This window comes from Actinomadura sp. NBRC 104412 (genome assembly GCF_030269515.1).
Lineage (GTDB): Bacteria > Actinomycetota > Actinomycetes > Streptosporangiales > Streptosporangiaceae > Spirillospora.
The window spans coordinates 144580-160801 of sequence record NZ_BSTM01000004.1 but is presented as its reverse complement, the minus strand read 5'-3'; the positions used below and the strand labels follow the sequence as shown (position 1 = coordinate 160801).

Annotated in this window: 14 protein-coding genes; 3 read left to right on the top strand and 11 right to left on the bottom strand. The window is 72.8% G+C overall.

The window, feature by feature from the left end:
- Window position 1: 1 nt before the first annotated feature.
- Window positions 2-1477, bottom strand: a complete 1476-nt coding sequence (locus QSK21_RS06925) for a cyclic nucleotide-binding domain-containing protein (RefSeq protein ID WP_285694460.1) — start codon at window positions 1475-1477, stop codon at window positions 2-4.
- 226 nt (window positions 1478-1703) lie between these two features.
- Here QSK21_RS06925 and QSK21_RS06920 point away from each other — a divergent pair, with 226 nt between their 5' ends.
- A complete protein-coding gene (locus tag QSK21_RS06920) occupies window positions 1704-1976 on the top strand; it encodes a ribbon-helix-helix domain-containing protein (protein WP_285694458.1) in 273 nt (90 codons plus the stop codon).
- Here QSK21_RS06920 and QSK21_RS06915 read toward each other — a convergent pair.
- The 3 genes from QSK21_RS06915 to QSK21_RS06905 all read right to left on the bottom strand — a co-directional run bounded on the left by QSK21_RS06915 (window position 1903) and on the right by QSK21_RS06905 (window position 4294).
- The gene (locus QSK21_RS06915; RefSeq protein WP_285694456.1) at window positions 1903-2592 is read right to left on the bottom strand and encodes a GNAT family N-acetyltransferase; all 690 of its coding nucleotides are present in this window, start codon (window positions 2590-2592) and stop codon (window positions 1903-1905) included. The two genes, QSK21_RS06920 and QSK21_RS06915, sit on opposite strands and share 74 nt — an antisense overlap.
- A 232-nt stretch (window positions 2593-2824) precedes the next feature.
- A complete protein-coding gene (locus QSK21_RS06910; RefSeq protein ID WP_285694455.1) occupies window positions 2825-3244 on the bottom strand; it encodes a DUF6292 family protein in 420 nt (139 codons plus the stop codon).
- Window positions 3245-3499: 255 nt separating this feature from the next.
- Entirely contained in the window at window positions 3500-4294 is a 795-nt protein-coding gene (locus tag QSK21_RS06905) for a GntR family transcriptional regulator (protein ID WP_285694454.1), read from the bottom strand.
- Between the two features lie 502 nt (window positions 4295-4796).
- Here QSK21_RS06905 and QSK21_RS06900 point away from each other — a divergent pair.
- Window positions 4797-4994: a hypothetical protein gene (locus tag QSK21_RS06900; protein WP_285694452.1), complete on the top strand. Its 198-nt coding sequence runs from the start codon at window positions 4797-4799 to the stop codon at window positions 4992-4994.
- 52 nt (window positions 4995-5046) lie between these two features.
- On the opposite strand, the gene QSK21_RS06895 is transcribed toward QSK21_RS06900, so the two are convergent.
- From QSK21_RS06895 to QSK21_RS06880, 4 genes are all read right to left on the bottom strand, one after another.
- Window positions 5047-7518 carry a HelD family protein gene (locus QSK21_RS06895; protein WP_285694450.1) on the bottom strand — a complete coding sequence of 824 codons (2472 nt, stop codon included), beginning with the start codon at window positions 7516-7518 and terminating at the stop codon, window positions 5047-5049.
- A gap of 196 nt (window positions 7519-7714) precedes the next feature.
- Complete coding sequence (locus tag QSK21_RS06890; protein WP_285694449.1) at window positions 7715-8476, bottom strand: SDR family NAD(P)-dependent oxidoreductase; 762 nt, start codon at window positions 8474-8476, stop codon at window positions 7715-7717.
- Window positions 8473-9183 (bottom strand): acetoacetate decarboxylase family protein, encoded by a 711-nt coding sequence (locus tag QSK21_RS06885; protein ID WP_285694448.1) that lies wholly within the window; start codon window positions 9181-9183, stop codon window positions 8473-8475. The genes QSK21_RS06890 and QSK21_RS06885 overlap by 4 nt, the downstream gene beginning before the upstream one ends.
- Before the next feature lie 74 nt (window positions 9184-9257).
- Window positions 9258-9863 carry an HD domain-containing protein gene (locus tag QSK21_RS06880; RefSeq protein ID WP_285694447.1) on the bottom strand — a complete coding sequence of 202 codons (606 nt, stop codon included), beginning with the start codon at window positions 9861-9863 and terminating at the stop codon, window positions 9258-9260.
- A 200-nt stretch (window positions 9864-10063) separates the two neighbouring features.
- Between QSK21_RS06880 and QSK21_RS06875 the strand changes: the two genes are divergently transcribed.
- Window positions 10064-12019: an outer membrane protein assembly factor BamB family protein gene (locus QSK21_RS06875; RefSeq protein WP_285694446.1), complete on the top strand. Its 1956-nt coding sequence runs from the start codon at window positions 10064-10066 to the stop codon at window positions 12017-12019.
- Between the two features lie 7 nt (window positions 12020-12026).
- Here the strand turns inward: QSK21_RS06875 and QSK21_RS06870 are convergent, their stop codons facing one another.
- The 3 genes from QSK21_RS06870 to QSK21_RS06860 all read right to left on the bottom strand — a co-directional run bounded on the left by QSK21_RS06870 (window position 12027) and on the right by QSK21_RS06860 (window position 16219).
- On the bottom strand, window positions 12027-13169 hold the full coding sequence (locus tag QSK21_RS06870) for a glycosyltransferase family 4 protein (RefSeq protein WP_285694444.1): 1143 nt from the start codon (window positions 13167-13169) through the stop codon (window positions 12027-12029).
- Between the two features lie 139 nt (window positions 13170-13308).
- The gene (locus QSK21_RS06865; RefSeq protein WP_285694443.1) at window positions 13309-14571 is read right to left on the bottom strand and encodes a nucleotide sugar dehydrogenase; all 1263 of its coding nucleotides are present in this window, start codon (window positions 14569-14571) and stop codon (window positions 13309-13311) included.
- Between the two features lie 13 nt (window positions 14572-14584).
- Window positions 14585-16219 (bottom strand): glycosyltransferase family 4 protein, encoded by a 1635-nt coding sequence (locus tag QSK21_RS06860; RefSeq protein WP_285694442.1) that lies wholly within the window; start codon window positions 16217-16219, stop codon window positions 14585-14587.
- Window positions 16220-16222: the final 3 nt, after the last annotated feature.

The window sequence follows — 16222 nt, the reverse complement described above, 5'->3', positions numbered from 1 at the left end:
GTCAGCCGGGCAGGTACGTCCAGGCGGTCAGCCGGCTCTCCTTCACCGTGACCTGGGCGCGGATGTAGGCGGCCGGGTCGACCGGTGCGGGCGCGTGCCGGACGACGCTGTCGTAGACCTGGTCCGACACCACGAACCCCAGCGGCGCGGACGAGCGATTGAGCCTGGTCTTGAGCGCGGGCGCCTCCAGCAGGCGGGCGGCCCGGATGATCGCGTACCCGTTGACGCCGTGCGGGTCGGCGGTGACGGGACCGACGTCCAGGGCGGCGCGCAGCCGGATCCGCGCCGGCTCGCGCGCTTCCCGGTTGTGCCGTGCCAGCCCGGCCGACAGCCGTCCGACCAGCGGGTGGACGATCAGACCGGCCGGGATCCCGGCGGGCACGACGATCAGGGCCCCGTCGCCGCGGTCCTCGTGGTGGCAGGCGGCCCAGGGGACGCCCGACCGCTCGAACGCCTCCTCCAGCAGGAGGTACAGGACCCGCCTGATCTCCTGCCGGTCCTGGTCGTTGCGGTACGGGGCCGAGAACCCGGCGACGTCGACGAAGAGGACGGCGCAGTGCTGCCCCGCGAGCGGCGGCACCGGGGCGCCGGGCGGCCTGGTCGAGCGGGTCAGCCGGTCGTAGATCTGGCGTTCCAGCACGGCCACGACGCGGGGATGGTCGTTGAGGAAGGCGTTGAACACGGCGGCGGACGAGGTCATCACCCGCATCGGGGTCAGCGCGGTCACGGTGGCGGAGCGCTCCTGCACGAGCAGCATGGCCCGTTCGCCGACGATGTCGCCGGGGCCCCGCCGGGCGATCTCCCGGTCGTCGCCCGCCACGCCGGTGGACACCCTCGCCTGCCCGGAGCGGATGATGATGACCCGGTCGGCCTGCTGGTCCTTGCGCCACAGGACGGTGCCCTGGGCGTAGTCCTCGCGTCCCATCAGCTCGTCGAGGGCGCCGCGCTCGGCGGGGGTCAGCTCGCTCCAGAACGTGTGGGGCGGAACGAGGTCGAGCGCCGGGCCGCGCCGCCGTCCGTCCCGTATGGGTGTGTTCGGCGTCCTTTTGGCGGGCGCGGCGGAGGCGGGCACGGCACGAGGTCGCTCAGCGCGGGGTTGCTCGATGCTGGGGGTCACTGCCTGAGGTGGCGTGCGAGGTGGCATGTGGGGTGGCATGTGGGGTGGCATGGTGCGCAGCAGGGTCGCCAGGGTCGTCGTGAACGCCGTCGTGCCGAACTCCATGAGCTCGCGGACGTCCGAGGGTGACTGCGCCGTCTGGATACCGCGCCGGGCCAGCCCCAGCAGCATGATCGTGCAGCCCACGATCGGGATGGCGGCCAGGAGGGCCAGGCTGAGGACGACCAGCACGGCCAGGCCCGGGGCGGCCGCCACGGCGACGGCGGCGCCCCCGGCACCGGCGGCGCAGGCCACGATGGTGCCCGGTGCGCCGCCGCGACGGCGGTTCCGTCCGCGGCTGAAGCGAGGTTCCCGTCCCATGTCTCGTACGGTACGTCAACGCGCATACGATGTACATATGATTGATGTACGAATCGAGCAGATACGAGATGATATGTGTACTACATGTCACATTCGGGTATGTCGTCACTGGGTTGACGTTGATCCTCAGGCGTCATTGGCGCACACTGTGTGCATACGATGAGCGGCCAGTGGGCATACGACAAGGACCGGCGGCGACGCCGCGCCCCGATGAAGGAGACCCGTGATGAGCAAGGGCGAATCACCCCTGGTCGACAGCCCGCAGGATGGGCGCCATGGTGACCCCCCGGCCGCCAAGGAGCGGATCACGGTCAATCTCACCGCCAGGGGCGCGAGCGCCCTGGCCGACCTGGTGAAGCGAACGGGCGACTCCAAGACCGACGTGATCAACCGCGCGCTGGCCCTCTACGGCTTCTTCGAGTCGGTCATGGACGAGGGAGGCGCGGTGTTCGTGCGCAGGGCCGAGTCCGATGAGCCGGAGCGGGTGCACTTTCTCTGAGCGGCGCGGCCGCTTCCTCCCCTTCGTGCGGACCGCTGCCGTTCTCTGACGGGGGATCGGTCTCGAAGGGGACCCGGCGGCTCAGGCGGGCGTTCCGCACGTCCTTCTGGAACAGCGCGCCCGCGGGATAGCCGGGGATGCTCGTCGACCGCCGCACGAGCCGGAACCCCTGCCTCAGGTAGTAGCGGTGCAGGGCGTGGTTGTCCGCCCAGACGTCGATCCTGATCCACCGCGCGAGATGCCTCCTGCGCGCCCGGACCCCGGCCCAGTCCAGCAGGTGCGCTCCGATGCCGAGGCCGGCGTGTTTGCGGTGGACGACGAGCCGGTGCAGGTACAGGGCGGGTTCCTCGCGCTCCTGTGCGGTCCACAGCAGGTCGTCGGGCTCGGGGGTGAGGGTGATGGTGGCCATCGGTGTCGATCCGTCCCACAGGAGCCAGGTCTCGCCCGCGCTCAGCGAGTCGTGAACGCGGCGGTCGCGTTCCTCGCGGTCGGGCCACGGGCGCTGCCACTGGGTGGTGCCCATCGTGCGCAGCCAGGCGGCGGCGTTCTCGATGAGGCCGAGTACGGAGGGCAGGTCGTCGGGTGAGGCCAGGCGAAGCCGGAAGCTCGCTCCCACGTTCGATCCTGTTCGCGGCGGCAAACCAGACGGTCGCGGGTGGCCGCGGTGAGCGATCCATCCCTGCGTGGTGGTTAGGGGCAGATAATCACCGTAACGCACCGGACGCCGGGTTCATGGGAGCGAGGTGTTCTTGCGCGGGACCTTCCCCGCGCGGCCGTGCTCGCACAGGCCGGCCGCCGTGCCTCCCAGCGGGGTTCGGCACGGCGGCGTCGCAGACCGGTCCGGCCGATCAGTTGGAGTAGGCCGCGCGCACCTTCGCGTCGAACGCCTCGGGCGCGTCCCGGTGGTCCCTGAGCTTGCGGTACGGCCGGGTGAACGCGCCCGCGCCGACGCTGAGGGCGACCGCCTCCGGTGCCGGCAGGACGTCCTCGCCCAGGTAGCCCTCCCCGTCCAGCCGGGTGCGCTCACCCTGGCGGCCGCTCACGAACCGGCCGAACCGCCAGCCGGTCTCCTCGTCCCAGACCAGGGCGCGGTACTCGCCCTCGACCCGGCACACGATGGTGGCGTCGCGCGGGTCGGAAGGGTCGAGCCAACTGCGCTCCAGCTCGACTCCCTGCGCCCGCAGGGCCTGGACGGTGGCGGTGACGTAGGGCCGGAGCAGGTCGAGGGCTGGGTCCTCGTGCCGAGCCGGCATGCTTTCGTCTGACATCGGGTCTCCATCTAGTGTGAACGGGCGACTCGCGAGGGGCCGCCCAGTTTGTGGAAAACGCAGGTACGACGGATCGCGGCGAGTACGCCGAAGAGATCGTGTTGCGGCCGGGCGAACCGGCCGAAGCGGAACCCGGCGGGATCCGGAACGGCACTTCCCCAGGAACGGGAGTTCTCCCGGAAAAGGGGTCAGCCGAAACTAGAGATCATGAACGCCGTTGCCCAAGAATCCTCCAGTTCGTACGGCCTGCCCCGACTACTGCGAGTCGTCGATCGGCAGACGCGCCTCGATGATGAACTCGTTGCGGTCCGTGGGATAGACGGTCAGCGTGTATCGGCAGGGACGGTCGGTGGTGTCGTACGCCGTCCGCCGGTGCACGAAGATCCAGACGCTGCCTTCGGCCGGTAGGTCGAAGAAGGACCGTTCCTCGTCCTCGGGCGGTCGCACCGAGAGAAAGTCCTTGTAACGCGCCTGCTGGATTCCCAGGGCCTCTTTCAGGTAGGCCATCGTCCCCTTCTCGATGTCCACGGCGTTCATCAGCTCGACGGCACCGCGCTGGACGAAGGAGAACGGGTAGTACGACGTCTGCATCGACCAGGGGACGGGGTTGCCGGCCTCGTTGGTGATGTAGCGGCGCTGGTGACGGCCGATGAGCTGTTCGCCCTCCGGGACGTCCAGCGCCTTGCTCATGAGCGCGTCGGCCGGCTTGACCAGGACGTCGGGCGTGGACGTGCTGGCCCTGCGGTGCTGCTTGTCGGCCTCCGCGACCCAGGCTTGGCCCTCGCCGCCGCTGAAGCCGGTGTCCTCCTCGGGAGTGAGGGTGATCCGGAACTTCTCCGGCGGCTTGACGACGAAGTTGCCGCGCCCCTGGCGGGACTCCAGCAGGCGCAGGACCCTGAGCCGGCTGATCGCCTCGCGCACGGTGTTGCGCGCGGCGTCGTACTCCTCCATCAGGGCCTTCTCGGTCTTGATCTGCTGACCCGGAAGGAGCAGGCCCTCCTCGATCTGCCGTTGCAGGTCGTTGGCGATCTCCTCATAGCGCGCCGGCATGCTGCCTCCTTGGTCCCCAGTGGCCTGTAAGGCGATCAGGACATCCCACCCGACCGAGGCGACTGATGGAGATGTTCATGATCTCAGGTTTAAGAGTGTTTTGTCTGGGTTATCTCCTAAGTGGTTGGGATGACTGGGATGGCTTAACCCCTCTAGATGAGCCTACCCGGTCAGGACAGTCGTAACACTGGTACGAGGCAGAACAGTAGTACGAGATAGGCGAGTCAGGCCATCAGACTCGGTCAACGCATCCATTTCGATACAAAGTTCCGAACGGGACGGAGAAAGAGGAGGTCAGAGCGTTGATCAGCAGGACGAGCCGCGGTGCCGAGGAGCCCGCCCGGGTGCCGGAGGCGGTCTCGTGCCCGCCGTCCGCCGGGCGCCCCGCGCACCGGCCGATCCGGTAATGATGACCGCCCCGCCGGAAGGGGCCGTGCCGTGGCGCGCCGGGGGCCGCCGCGGACCCGGAACCGGGCGGGGCACCGAGCCAAGGGAGCGTCTCGTGAAATCCCGGGTGATCACTCACCACGACGATCTGAGCTGGCAGGAACCGACCGAACGCGCCGATCCGGTCATCCTCACGGAGCCCGCGGGGGCGGAGCTGTGGGGCGGAACGGCGCACGCCGAGGCGGGCCGTCCGGAGCCGGCCGTGCCCGGCCGCCCCGACGCCGGCGGGGACGCGGAGGGCGGGGACGACTGAACCGGGGGACCGGGACGGGCCGGAGCGCGAACTCGCCGTCCCGGACGGGGCGTCAGCCGCCGGTGAGGGTGCCGTGCCAGCGGGGGTCGGCGGTGAGGACCGTGAGGTGCTGGGTGGCACGGGAGACGGCCACGTAGAGGACGCGCAGGCCGCGGGGGGACTGGGCGGCGACCGTCTCGGGGGCCACGATCACGGCGGCGTCGAACTCCAGGCCCTTGGCCTCCAGGACGTCCAGCACCTGCACGCGGTCGGGGAAACCGGCGGCGAGGCGGTCCCGGGCGGCGGGGTCGCCGGCGGGGACGATCAGTCCGATCGTCCCCTCCACCCTTCTCAGCAGGTCCTCGACGGTCTCGCGGGCGGCCGTGGCGTGCTCGGGCTCGGGGACGACGCGGATCACCGGGTCGATGCCCGAGGTGCGGACGGCGCGGGCGGGGTGGGCGCCGGGCAGGGCCAGCGCGAGGACGCGCGCCGCGACGGCGGCGATCTCAGTGGAGTTGCGGTAGTTGGTGGTGAGCTCGTACTCGTACCGGGTGCGCCGCGGGGACGGCTTGCGGCGGCGCCCCCTGCGGCCGGAGGAGGGCTCCGTGGCGCCCAGCGCCGCGTCCATCGCGGTACGGGCGGCGTCGAGGTCCTCCCAGGCGCTCTGGGCGGGGTCCTCGACGATCGTCCAGCTCGCCTGGCGACCACGGCGGCCCAGCATGCGCCACTGCATGGGGGACAGGTCCTGGGCCTCGTCGACCACGATGTGGGCGTACTCGGGCCGCTCCTCGACCACGCCGTCGTCGACCCGGCGCGAGCGCTCCAGCCGTTCGATGGAGGTGGTCAGCTCCTGCATCTCCGGCTCCCACGTCTCGTCCGCGACCTCCTCGCCGGTGAGGATGTTGACGCCGTCCACCACGAACGGATCGTCCTCCTGCGGCTTGGGACGGCGGCGGGACGGGCGGGGCGGCGCGCCGAGCAGGGCGTCGATCTCGTCCAGCAGCGCGACGTCCTGGTAGCTGAGGACCGGCTCCGCGTCCGGGCGCAGGGCCCGGGACCAGGCGGACGACAGCAGCCGCACGGCGTCCCGGTCCAGGTCGCGGCCCGCGGCGCGGCGCAGCCGCTCGGCGTCGCCGAGGGAGCGCAGCACGTCGATCGGGCGCCGCAGCGGCCACCACGCCACCAGGAAGTCGGTGAACGCGCGCTGCTCGCGGACCCGGGCGAGGAACTCGGCCCGCATGGCGTCGCCGCCGCCGTTGGAGCCGCCGCCCGTCGCGGGCCGGGTCTCGGGGCCGTCCAGGGGCTCCAGGCCGTCGGCGGCGAGCAGGGCGTTCCACACGCTCAGGTCGCCCTCGGCCGCGGTCGCCGCCGCCTCCGGCCCGCCCAGGTCGCGGAACGCGGCCCAGAGGGCGTCCAGGAGGGCCTCGGCGGCGCGCCCTCGGGCGGCGTTCACGCTGCCCCGGCTCCGGCGGTGCACGTCGTTGCGGATCTTGTCGAGGCGGGCGCGGTCGAGCCGCACCACCACGCCCTTGTAGACCACGCGCAGGTCGTCCGGCGCGCCCGGGACCTGGTCGGTGACCGCCCGCCGCAGCACCCGCGCCATCGTCTCCGAGCCCTTCAGCCGGGCCAGCTCGGGCGTGTCGTGGACGGTACCGGTGACGCCCTCCACCAGGTCGCCCAGCGAGCGGAGCGTCGCCGAGCCCTCGCCGAGCGACGGCAGGACGCGCTCGATGTACGCGGTGAAGCGGCGGTTCGGGCCCACGACCAGGACGCCGCGCGAGCCGAACCGGCGGCGGTGCCGGAACAGCAGGTAGGCCACCCGGTGCAGGGCGACCGCGGTCTTGCCGGTGCCGGGCGCGCCGCGCACCAGGACCGTGCCGTCGGCGGGGGCGCGGATGACCTCGTCCTGCTCCCGCTGGATCGTCGCCACGATGTCGCGCATCGCGCCCTCGCGGGCCCGGGCGAGCGAGGCCAGGAACGCGCCGTCACCGACCACGGTGAGCCGGTCGGCGGCGGCCGGGTCGAGCAGGTCGTCCTCCAGGTCGACCACGGTGTGCCCGCGCGAGTGCAGCACCCGGCGGCGGACGACGCCCCGGGGGTCCTCGGGGGTGGCGCGGTAGAAGTCCTCGGCGGCGGGGGCCCGCCAGTCGATCACCAGCGAGTCGTGGTCGGGGGTGCGGACGCCGATCCGGCCGATGTACCGGATCTCGCCGCCCGCGGGACCGGGCGGGAGCGCGCTCGTGGCGCCATCGCCGTTCCCCTCGTTCGCGGGGCGCGGTGCCAGGTCGAGACGGCCGAAGACCAGGCCGTCGTCGGCGACGTCCAGTGCCTTGGCGCGCAGCGCGGCCTGATGCACCATCGCGTCGCGGTCCACCAGGGAGCCCTTCGTGCCGGCCTGCGACTGCCGGTAGCCCTCGCGGATCATGGCCTGGGCCTCGACGCGCATCTCCTCCAGCCGCGCGTACGCCCGGTCGACATAGCGCTGCTCGGCGGCGATCTCGCGATCCTTGACCGTGACCGGCCGACCCTTCACCTGGGACGACATGCAGGCGGCTCCCTAGCGTCACGACTTCCCGCGCGGGGGCGACGCCCGTCCCCCCGCTCCGTCCCGCGCCGCGGGTGCGCAGGGCGAAGGGACAGCTTATTCGGTCGGCGCCGAGTTCCCCGAAATCGTCCATCCCACCCATCCCGGGCGGGCCAGGCTCGGTCAGCGTTGGTTCAAGGCGGGCCCGGCGGCGTGCTCAACCGGCGGTCACCCGTCCGAGGACGCGGTCCATGAGGCGCGGAACGAGCCGTTGTGCAAGCACGGTCGCCCTGGTCAGCGGGTCGGGGAAGACGTACAGGCCGCCGTCTCGCGCCAGCGACCGGTCGACGGCGTCCAGGACCGCGCCGGGCGGCATGCCCTTCATCCTGCCGGTGGCGGCCGGGTCGGCGGCCGCGGCGGCGCGGAAGCCGGGGGTGTCCACCTGGCGCGGGCACACGACGCGGAACCGCACCCCGCTGCGCGCGTGCTCCCGGCTCAGCGTCTCGGCGTAGGCGTTGATCGCCGCCTTGGACGCCGCGTACGCCGACGACTTGGCCACCGGCACCCAGGACGCCGGCGAGGAGAACAGGACCAGCTCGCCCCGGCCGCGCTCCAGCATGCCCGGCAGCGTGGCGCGCACCACGTTCACCGTTCCCAGGAAGTTGATCCGCAGCACCCGCTCGACCTCGTCCAGGGACTGGTCGAGGGCCCGCACGAGCGGGCCGGTCGCGGCGGCGTGCACCACCCGGTGCACCGTCCCGGCCTCGGTCACCACGCCCTCGACGGCCTTGAAGTCGGCGACGTCGCAGGTACGGGTGTGGGTGTTGGGCGAGCGAAGCGAGGTGCGGGCCAGTCCGTCCTCGTCCAGATCCACCGCGACCACGTCCCAGTCGGCGGCGGCGAGGCGTTGCGCGGCGAGCGCTCCGAGCCCGCTCGCGGCACCGGTGACCAGGGCGGTTCTCCTGGCGGCGGCGGTCACGGCCGCACCTCCTCGGCCTCCCCGAAGACCATGGAGGCGCGGGCGACGGTCGTGGTGCTCAGGGCGCGGGCATGGCCGAGTCCTATCTCGCGCAGCTCCTCGGCCACGGGATGGTCGCCGAGCCGGACCCGCGCGCCGCCCGGACGCACCCGCACGCCCGATGCCTCGACCGTCCAGGAGATGCGGCGAGTGGTCCCTTCCAGGCAGGAGTAGGCGTCGAGGTCGGGCACGGCCCTCCCGGAGGGCACGGGCACCGGCAGTCCGGACCTCACCGCCAGCTCGATCGCCGTGCGGCCGCCGAACCGGACGGCGCACCGCTTGGTCCGCCCGGCGAGGTGCAGGGGAATGTCGGCGAGCTCCTTGGGGAAGCCCCAGATCGACCGGCCCGCCTCCAGCGTGAACTCCTGGTTGACCGGCAGCCAGTGGACGAACACCCCGGTCCCGCGCCGCCCGTCCGGGTGCCTGACCAGGAAGGCGACGCCGAACTCGTGGTACGGGCCGAGATCGCCGTCGGCGTACCGGACGCAGACCAGCGAGCAGACGGCCTTGCCGCGCCAGGGCCGCGCCGCCTCCAGCCCGGAGTAGGCGATCAGCGCCTGGACGGGCGCGGCGGGCACCGCGAACATCGCCGCGGCCAAGGCCGCGTCCCGGACGCGGACCGGCATGGCGACCCGCTCGCCGTGGACCAGATGGTGTCCCGCAGTCACGCCTCCAAGTAGAACAGGTTCTTGTTTCGCTGTCATCCTGCGGCGCCGCGGCGCGCCGTCTCCGCCTCCCCGGCTCAGCGAAGGTGGGCGAACCGCTCCCGCCAGGCCGCGTACCAGGACGCGAACCAGGGGTGATCCTTCGCGAGCGGCAGGATGTAGGTGACGGTCTCGGCGAAGTAGCGGCGCTGGAAATCGGGCGCGACCTGATCGAGGCGCTGCACGTTGCTCGCCCGGTCGGCCAGCTTCACGGTGATCGCGTCGCGCGGGGCGTCCCGCAGCCGCCGCAGGTAGGCGGCCTTGGCCGCGCGTTTCGCCTGCCGTCCCGCGTTGCCCGCCGGGGGCTTGGTGACCCAGTCGACGAGCTCGGCGACCCTCGGCCCGAACCGCTCCTCCACGTCCCGGACGGTGGCGTCGGTGTCCTCGACCACGTCGTGCAGCAGCACGGCCGACAGGATCTCCGGGTCGGTCTCGCCCGCGCCGCGGACCAGCACCTCCAGCGCCTCCAGCAGGTGCTCCACGTACGGGACGCCGGTGGGGCGGCGCTGGTCCCCGTGCCAGCGCTCGGCCGCGACCGCCGCCTTCTCCACCTCCTCCAGCGTGGCGGCGTCGAGGTCCCCGCGGGCCTCGAGGTCCGCGCGTGCCTGCGGCCAGGTCCGCCAGCTGATGAAGATGTCGTCCACGGGATGCTCCGTCTCGGCCTGTCGACTCGCCCTATCTTGTCTCTCGCCGTCTCTCACCGTCTCTCACCGACCGTGTCGCGGGGGCGCCCGCGTCAGGGCATGGTGGAGAGGTGTTGGCAGCAACGTACGTCACGCGGCTGTAGGCGGAGCGGAAACGGCCGGGAGAACGGCAGGGAGAACGGCAGGGAGGCGGCGCGGTCGTGGTCGGCGGTCGGCAGCGGTCCACGCAGGGCGCGAAGGCGGCCGGCAGAGGTCGCGTGGTGGTGGGGCTGCTCTGCGCCGCGCTGGCCGTGGTCGTCGGCGTCACGGTGGTGAGCCGGTACGTCCTCCAGGCCGAATGGTGGCAGGTGCGGCACCATGTCACCTCCGCGCCCGCCGTCCCGCAGTCCGCGATCGGGCCGCCGCCCGGCCCGCTGTCGGTGAGCTGGCAGAGGTCCGCGCCCGCCCGCGCCGGGGCGCTCTCCGGCTCCGGGGTGGCCTACCAGGTCGCGCAAGGCCAGGTGGTCACCGCCTCCGGACGCGGTCTCGAGGTGGCGGACGCGCGCACCGGCACCGACCGCTGGAGCTACCACCGCTCGGGCTGGACGATGGCCGGCTGGTCGGCCACCGGGTCCCGGCTGGTCGGCTACTTCGAGCGCACCGGGAACAGGGACGAGCGGCAGATGGTGGCGTTCGACGCGCTCTCCGGCGGGCTGATGTGGCGCCGGGACGACACCGAGCGGCCGGCGGCGGCCAGCCGCGCCACGCTGCGCTGGCCGGGCGGCTCCGGCATCGTCACCACCACCGACGAGCGCCGCCGCACCCTGTACGGGCGGTCGGCCGACGACGGCTCCACCCGGTGGACGCTGAAGCTGCCCACAGGCTGCCGGCTGTTCGAGGACGCCGCGCACCCGGCCGACGGCGACGAGTCCCTGTCGGTGCTCGCGCTCGACTGCCCGGACCGAAGCCGCCTGCTGGCGGTCGAGCCCGGTTCGGGCCGGGTGCGCTGGGTCCGGTCGCTCGGCTCGGGCGAGTCGCCCGAGGTGCGCGTGCTGGAGGGTGTCACGGTCGCCGCCGATGGCACGGCCCTGCGCGCGTACGACAAGGACGGCACCCAGGCCGCGGTGTGGAACGGGGACGAGGTCTGCGGCGACGCCATGTGCCCCGCGGTCATCCACAAGGGCCACCTGGTCGTCGCCTACCGGCCTGACGACTCGCCCACAGGCACCGGCCGGATGGAGTCGGTCGAGGTGACCTCCGGCCGCTCGGAATGGGCCCGGGACGTCCCCTGGTACGCGGCCGTCACCGAGGCGGGCGGGCGGCTCTACGCGCTGCGTCCCAAGCTGGATTCCCGGTTGATGCCGGCGGGGATCGACGTGATCGAACCCTCCGATGGCCGTACCGGGACCGTTCCCGCTCCGTTCGTGCTGGACCCCGCGCTGACCGGGGTGCGCCCGTGGCTGGCGGCGGCGGGCGGGCTGCTGTACGTGGCCGTCCCCGAGGCGGCGCCCCGTCCCACGGGGTCGGCCCATCTGTTCGCGCTGCGGGGCGGGCGCGCAGGCCCTGGGCCCGCCGAGCTGGGCGGCGTCGCGGAGAAGGACTGGCCGGACGCCTGCGGCCTGGTCCGGGGGCCCGACTTGGCCGCCGCCCACTTGGCGGGCGCCCGCGCCACCGGGACCGGCCGGGCCACGGTGGGAGCGATCGGGCTGCCTCATCCGGTGACCTGCACGTACGAGCAGCAGCAGCCCGATCCGGAAGGTCCGGTCGAGCCGACGCCCTCACCGACCGGCTCCGCCCCGCCAAGGTCGGCGGTCTCGGCCGCCGGAAGCCCATCCCGGTCCCCGTCCCCGTCACCCTCGACGTCCGTGCCCGCGTCGCCCTCGCCCTCGCCCTCGCAGCAGCGGTGGGGCAGGCGCGGGCTCACGGTGACGGTGAAGTGGGTGGCGCCGACCGCCCCGACCGCGTCCGCCCTGCTCCAGACGTTCCAGGCGACCCAGTCGCAGGCGCGTCGCCGCACCGACATCGGCGCCGACGAGGCGTACGAGATCGGCCCCACGGCGGGCACGATCGCGCTCCGCGTCGACCGCTACATCGTGATGGTGGACGCGTCCCAGCCGCCCGGCGCGGCGACCCGCCTGGCCCGCGTGGTCGCGACCCGGCTGCCGACCCTTCCCTGACCGGGGCTCAGATCCTGCCGTCGGCCACGGCGCGGTCCGCGCCCGGCTCCCCGCCCGGGACGGTGGCCTGGGACGCCCAGTTCTCCAGGTGCTCCACGAACCGGGAGGCCTGCGCCGGCCAGTGGAAGCCGGCACGGGCCGTCTCGTACCCGCGCCGGGCCAGGTCCTCGCGCAGGCTCGGGTCGGCGCGCAGCTTGCGGACGGCGTCGGCGGCGGCGACCGGGTCGTTGAACGGGACCACCAGCCCCGACCCGGACGGCTCCACGATCCGCACGGCCGGCGGGTTCGGCGTGGTGATCACCGGGATGCCGCGGGCCATGTACTCGACCACCTTGGTCGGCAGGGAATGCCGGTAGTTCGGCTCGTCGTGCAGCAGCGCGAGGCCCGCCATCGCGCCCTCGACGATCCGCAGGGCCCGGTCGTTGGGGACGAAGCCGTACCAGCGCAGCACGGACTCCCGCTGCGCCTCGCGCAGCCGCGGGCGGATGTCGGGGTCGGCGGACCCGATCAGCTCGACCGTGATCCCCTCCGGGGACAGCAGCCGGGCCAGCTCGATCATGTCGAGGGCGCCGCGCGCGGCCGACAGATGCCCCACGTACACCGCGCGGCGGTCGTCGGGCGGGCCGGGCGGCTCGTCGGCGACGTAGGTGGTGTTCGGCACCACGGGATGCCGTTCGCGGAATCGCTCCCGGTAGCCCTCCTCGGCGAGCAGTAACCGGTAGCGGCGCTCGCTGCGCAGCTCCAACCTCCGCACCAGGAGCCGCAGGACGGGACGCAGCGGCGTCGGCACCCAGCCCTTGGCGGAGAGCGCCGCCGCGGTGTCCTCGTGGACGTCCCAGACGACCGTGCGCCGCCGCACCTCACGCGGCAGCGCGATCAGCAGCTCCGGGTCGTGCAGCAGCACCACGTCGGCGTAGGCGGCGTGGTCCTCCAGCGCGCGGTGCGCGGCGCGCAGCGCCTTCAGCCGCCTGCGGCCGGTGGCGCGCGGCACGTCCACCGGGCTGATCTCCCGCCAGGGGGTCACGTTGCATGCCCGGAACGGGGCGATATACGTGACCTCATGGCCCGCGTCGAGCAGGGAGCGGATCTGCCGATGCAGAATCCGAGCATCTTCGGGATGATGCACAATCGTGCAGACGCAGACCCGCATTCCACTCACTCCGGATGGGTTCCGATATTCCCACTCTGGATTCTGGGTGCGGCGCGGAAATCGCAGATGAATTCCGATTGTCCGGCCGGTGCACGCCGCCGGTCGGGAAGCGGCCCCCGCGGAGCGTCCCGCGGTGAGGTCACAGCAGCTCGACGGTCTCGCCGCGGGCGTCCCTCACCCGGCCCCTGGTGTCGAACAGCAGCCTGGCGTGCCGGGACAGCGTCGCCGTGTCGTACTGCGAGTGCCCGGCCAGCACGATCGCCAGGTCGGCGGACTCCAGCGCCGCCACCAGGTCATCGCCGGCCGAGGGCATCTCCGCACCGTCCACCCGCCAGCCCTTCACGTACGGGTCGTGGTAGCAGACGTCCGCGCCGAGAGCCAGCAGCCGCCGGGCGATCGGGCGGGCGGGCGACTCGCGCTGGTCGGCGATGTCGGCCTTGTAGGTCACCCCGAGCAGCAGCACCCTGGCCCCGTTCAGCGCGCGGCCCTGCGCGTTGAGCAGTTGCTGCGCGCGTTCCACCACGTAGCGGGGCATCCGGTCGTTGATCTCCTGGGCCAGCTCCACGAACCGGAACGGGTACCCCAGCGACCGCACCTTGTAGGACAGGTAGTTCGGGTCGATGGGGATGCAGTGCCCGCCCACCCCGGGTCCGGGACGGAACGGCTGGAAGCCGAACGGCTTGGTGGCCGCGCAGTCGATCGCGTCCCACAGGTCGATGCCCAGCTCATGGCAGAAGATCGCCATCTCGTTGACCAGGGCGATGTTGACGTGCCTGTAGGTGTTCTCCAGCAGCTTGGCCATCTCCGCCTCGCGGGTGCCCTTGGCCTGCACCACCTCGGCGACGAACTTGCCGTACAGCGCCGCGGCGGCCTGCGCGCACGCCGGCGTCAGCCCGCCCACGATCTTGGGCGTGTTGGCCACCCCGAACACCGGGTTGCCCGGGTCGATCCGCTCGGGCGAGAAGGCCAGATGGAAGTCCACGCCCGCCACCAGGCCGGACTCCTCCAGCAGCGGCCGCAGCACCTCGTCGGTCGTGCCCGGGTAGGTGGTCGACTCCAGCACCACCAGCATCCCCCGCGACAGGTGCGACGCGATCGTGGTGGCGGCGCCGCGGACGGCGGTCAGGTCCGGCCCGCCCTCGTCCGACAGCGGGGTGGGCACGCAGATCACCACGTTCCGCGCCCCGTCCAGGACCGCCTCGTCGGTGGTCGGCGTGAACCCGGCCGCCAGCATGGCCCCGACCTGGGCGTCGGACACGTCGTCGATGTGCGAGCGGCCGGACCGCAGCCCCTCCACGACCCGCTGGTCGCGATCCAGCCCCGCCACCGTCAACCCCGCCTGGCAGGCTTCCCGTACCAGCGGCAACCCGACATAGCCGAGTCCGATGACCACCAGATCCACCCGGCGGCTCCCTTCACGAGACTGGGTGACAGACCGCCGCGTAGGCGTCCCGGTACCGGGACGCGACGGCGCGCCAGGTGCGTTCCGCCCGCACCCATTCCCGGGCGGACCGCCCCATTTTCCGGCGTTGTTCGTGAGCGTAAATGAGCCCGGCCAGCGAATTCGCCCAAGCCGTTACATCTTCCGGTATTGTTAACGTACCGGTCACACCGGGTTCGATGATTTCGCGCAAAGCCTTGACATCACTCGCTATTACCGGGATCCCGCCCGCCATGGCCTCCAGCGGCTTCAGGGGCATGACCAATTGGCAGACCCGGTCGGCGCGCCGGGGGACGGCGAACACGTCCAGGAGCGCGTGGTACCGGCGGACCGACCCCATCGGCACCCTTCCGGTGAACAGGACCCGGGCGTCGGCATCCGGCACCTGCCTCCGCCCGTTCCCGTTCCCGTTGGCCGCGGCTGCGGCCCCGGCCCTGTGGTCCTCGACCCGCAGCCCGTGCCCGGCGGCCCGTCTCATCAGCGCGCCCAGCTCGGGACCGTCCCCGACCAGCAGCAGGGTGACCGGCGTGCCGCCGTCCCGCAGCAGCGCCGCCGCGTCGATCAGCGTGTCGATGCCCTCATAGCCGTAGAACGACGAGGTCAGGCCCACGACCGGGGTGTCCTCGCGCAGGCCGAGCCCGGCGCGGAGCCCGGCGGCGTCCGGGAGCGGTTCGAGGAAGGCGTCGTCCACCCCGTTCGGGACCGTGAAGATCTTGGCCGGGTCTATGCCGCGTCCCGCGATCTCCTCCCGCATCGCCTCGCCCAGCGTGACCACCGCGTCCGCCTCGGCCATCCGCCGCGTCTCCAGCTCGCGGGTCAGCCGGTAGAACGGGTCGTCCGCGCTGTGCGAAGGATCACGGGACAGCCAGGAGTCCTCCAGGAAGCCGCGCACCTCGTACACGACCGGCAGCCCGTACCGCCGTCCCAGCTCCAGCGCGACCGCCGCGTTCAGGTGGTTGCTCACCGCGTGCAGCACACGCGGCCGTACCGTCTCCATCAGGCGTCCTGCCAGGTCGGCGCCCTTGGCGATATCGCGCAGCGGGTCCCTGGCGGGCAGCCAGGGCAGCAGCCGGTGGTACGGGACGCCATCGACCTCCACCCGTGGCCGCGCGTCCCCGATCCCCTGGCTGAGCGGGTAGCCGAGGCGCGTCACGACGTGCGTGTCAAAGCCCATCTCCCGCTGCGCCAGCGCGATCCGGTGGGTGCGGACGGTGTAGCCCGCGTTCGTGGCCGGCAACGCGTTGGTCACGAACTGGAGGATCGCCCCCGCCGCCCCACCGTCCCCGCTAGCCCCACCGCTCCCGCAGGCCGCCGTTTGTTCACCTGCGCTTTCCCTGGGGTGGGTACGCTCCCCACGCTTCGTTCCGTCGGCGGCCCGTTCCGGAAGGCCGGCGAACGTCGTGCCATCGAGCAAAGCCTGCAGGTCAGAGGATTCGCGGCGCGGATCGCGGGGACGAGGGACCAGCAGACGCGAGCCGCGCAGTCTCGCGCCGGGACGGCCCGGGACCATCCGGGCCAGCAGGCGGACGGCGAGCCTGGGCGCCCGGCCGGGATCGTCACGGAGCTGCCGCCAGGTCAGTCCCAGCAGGTAGACGGTTCGTTTGAGCACGGC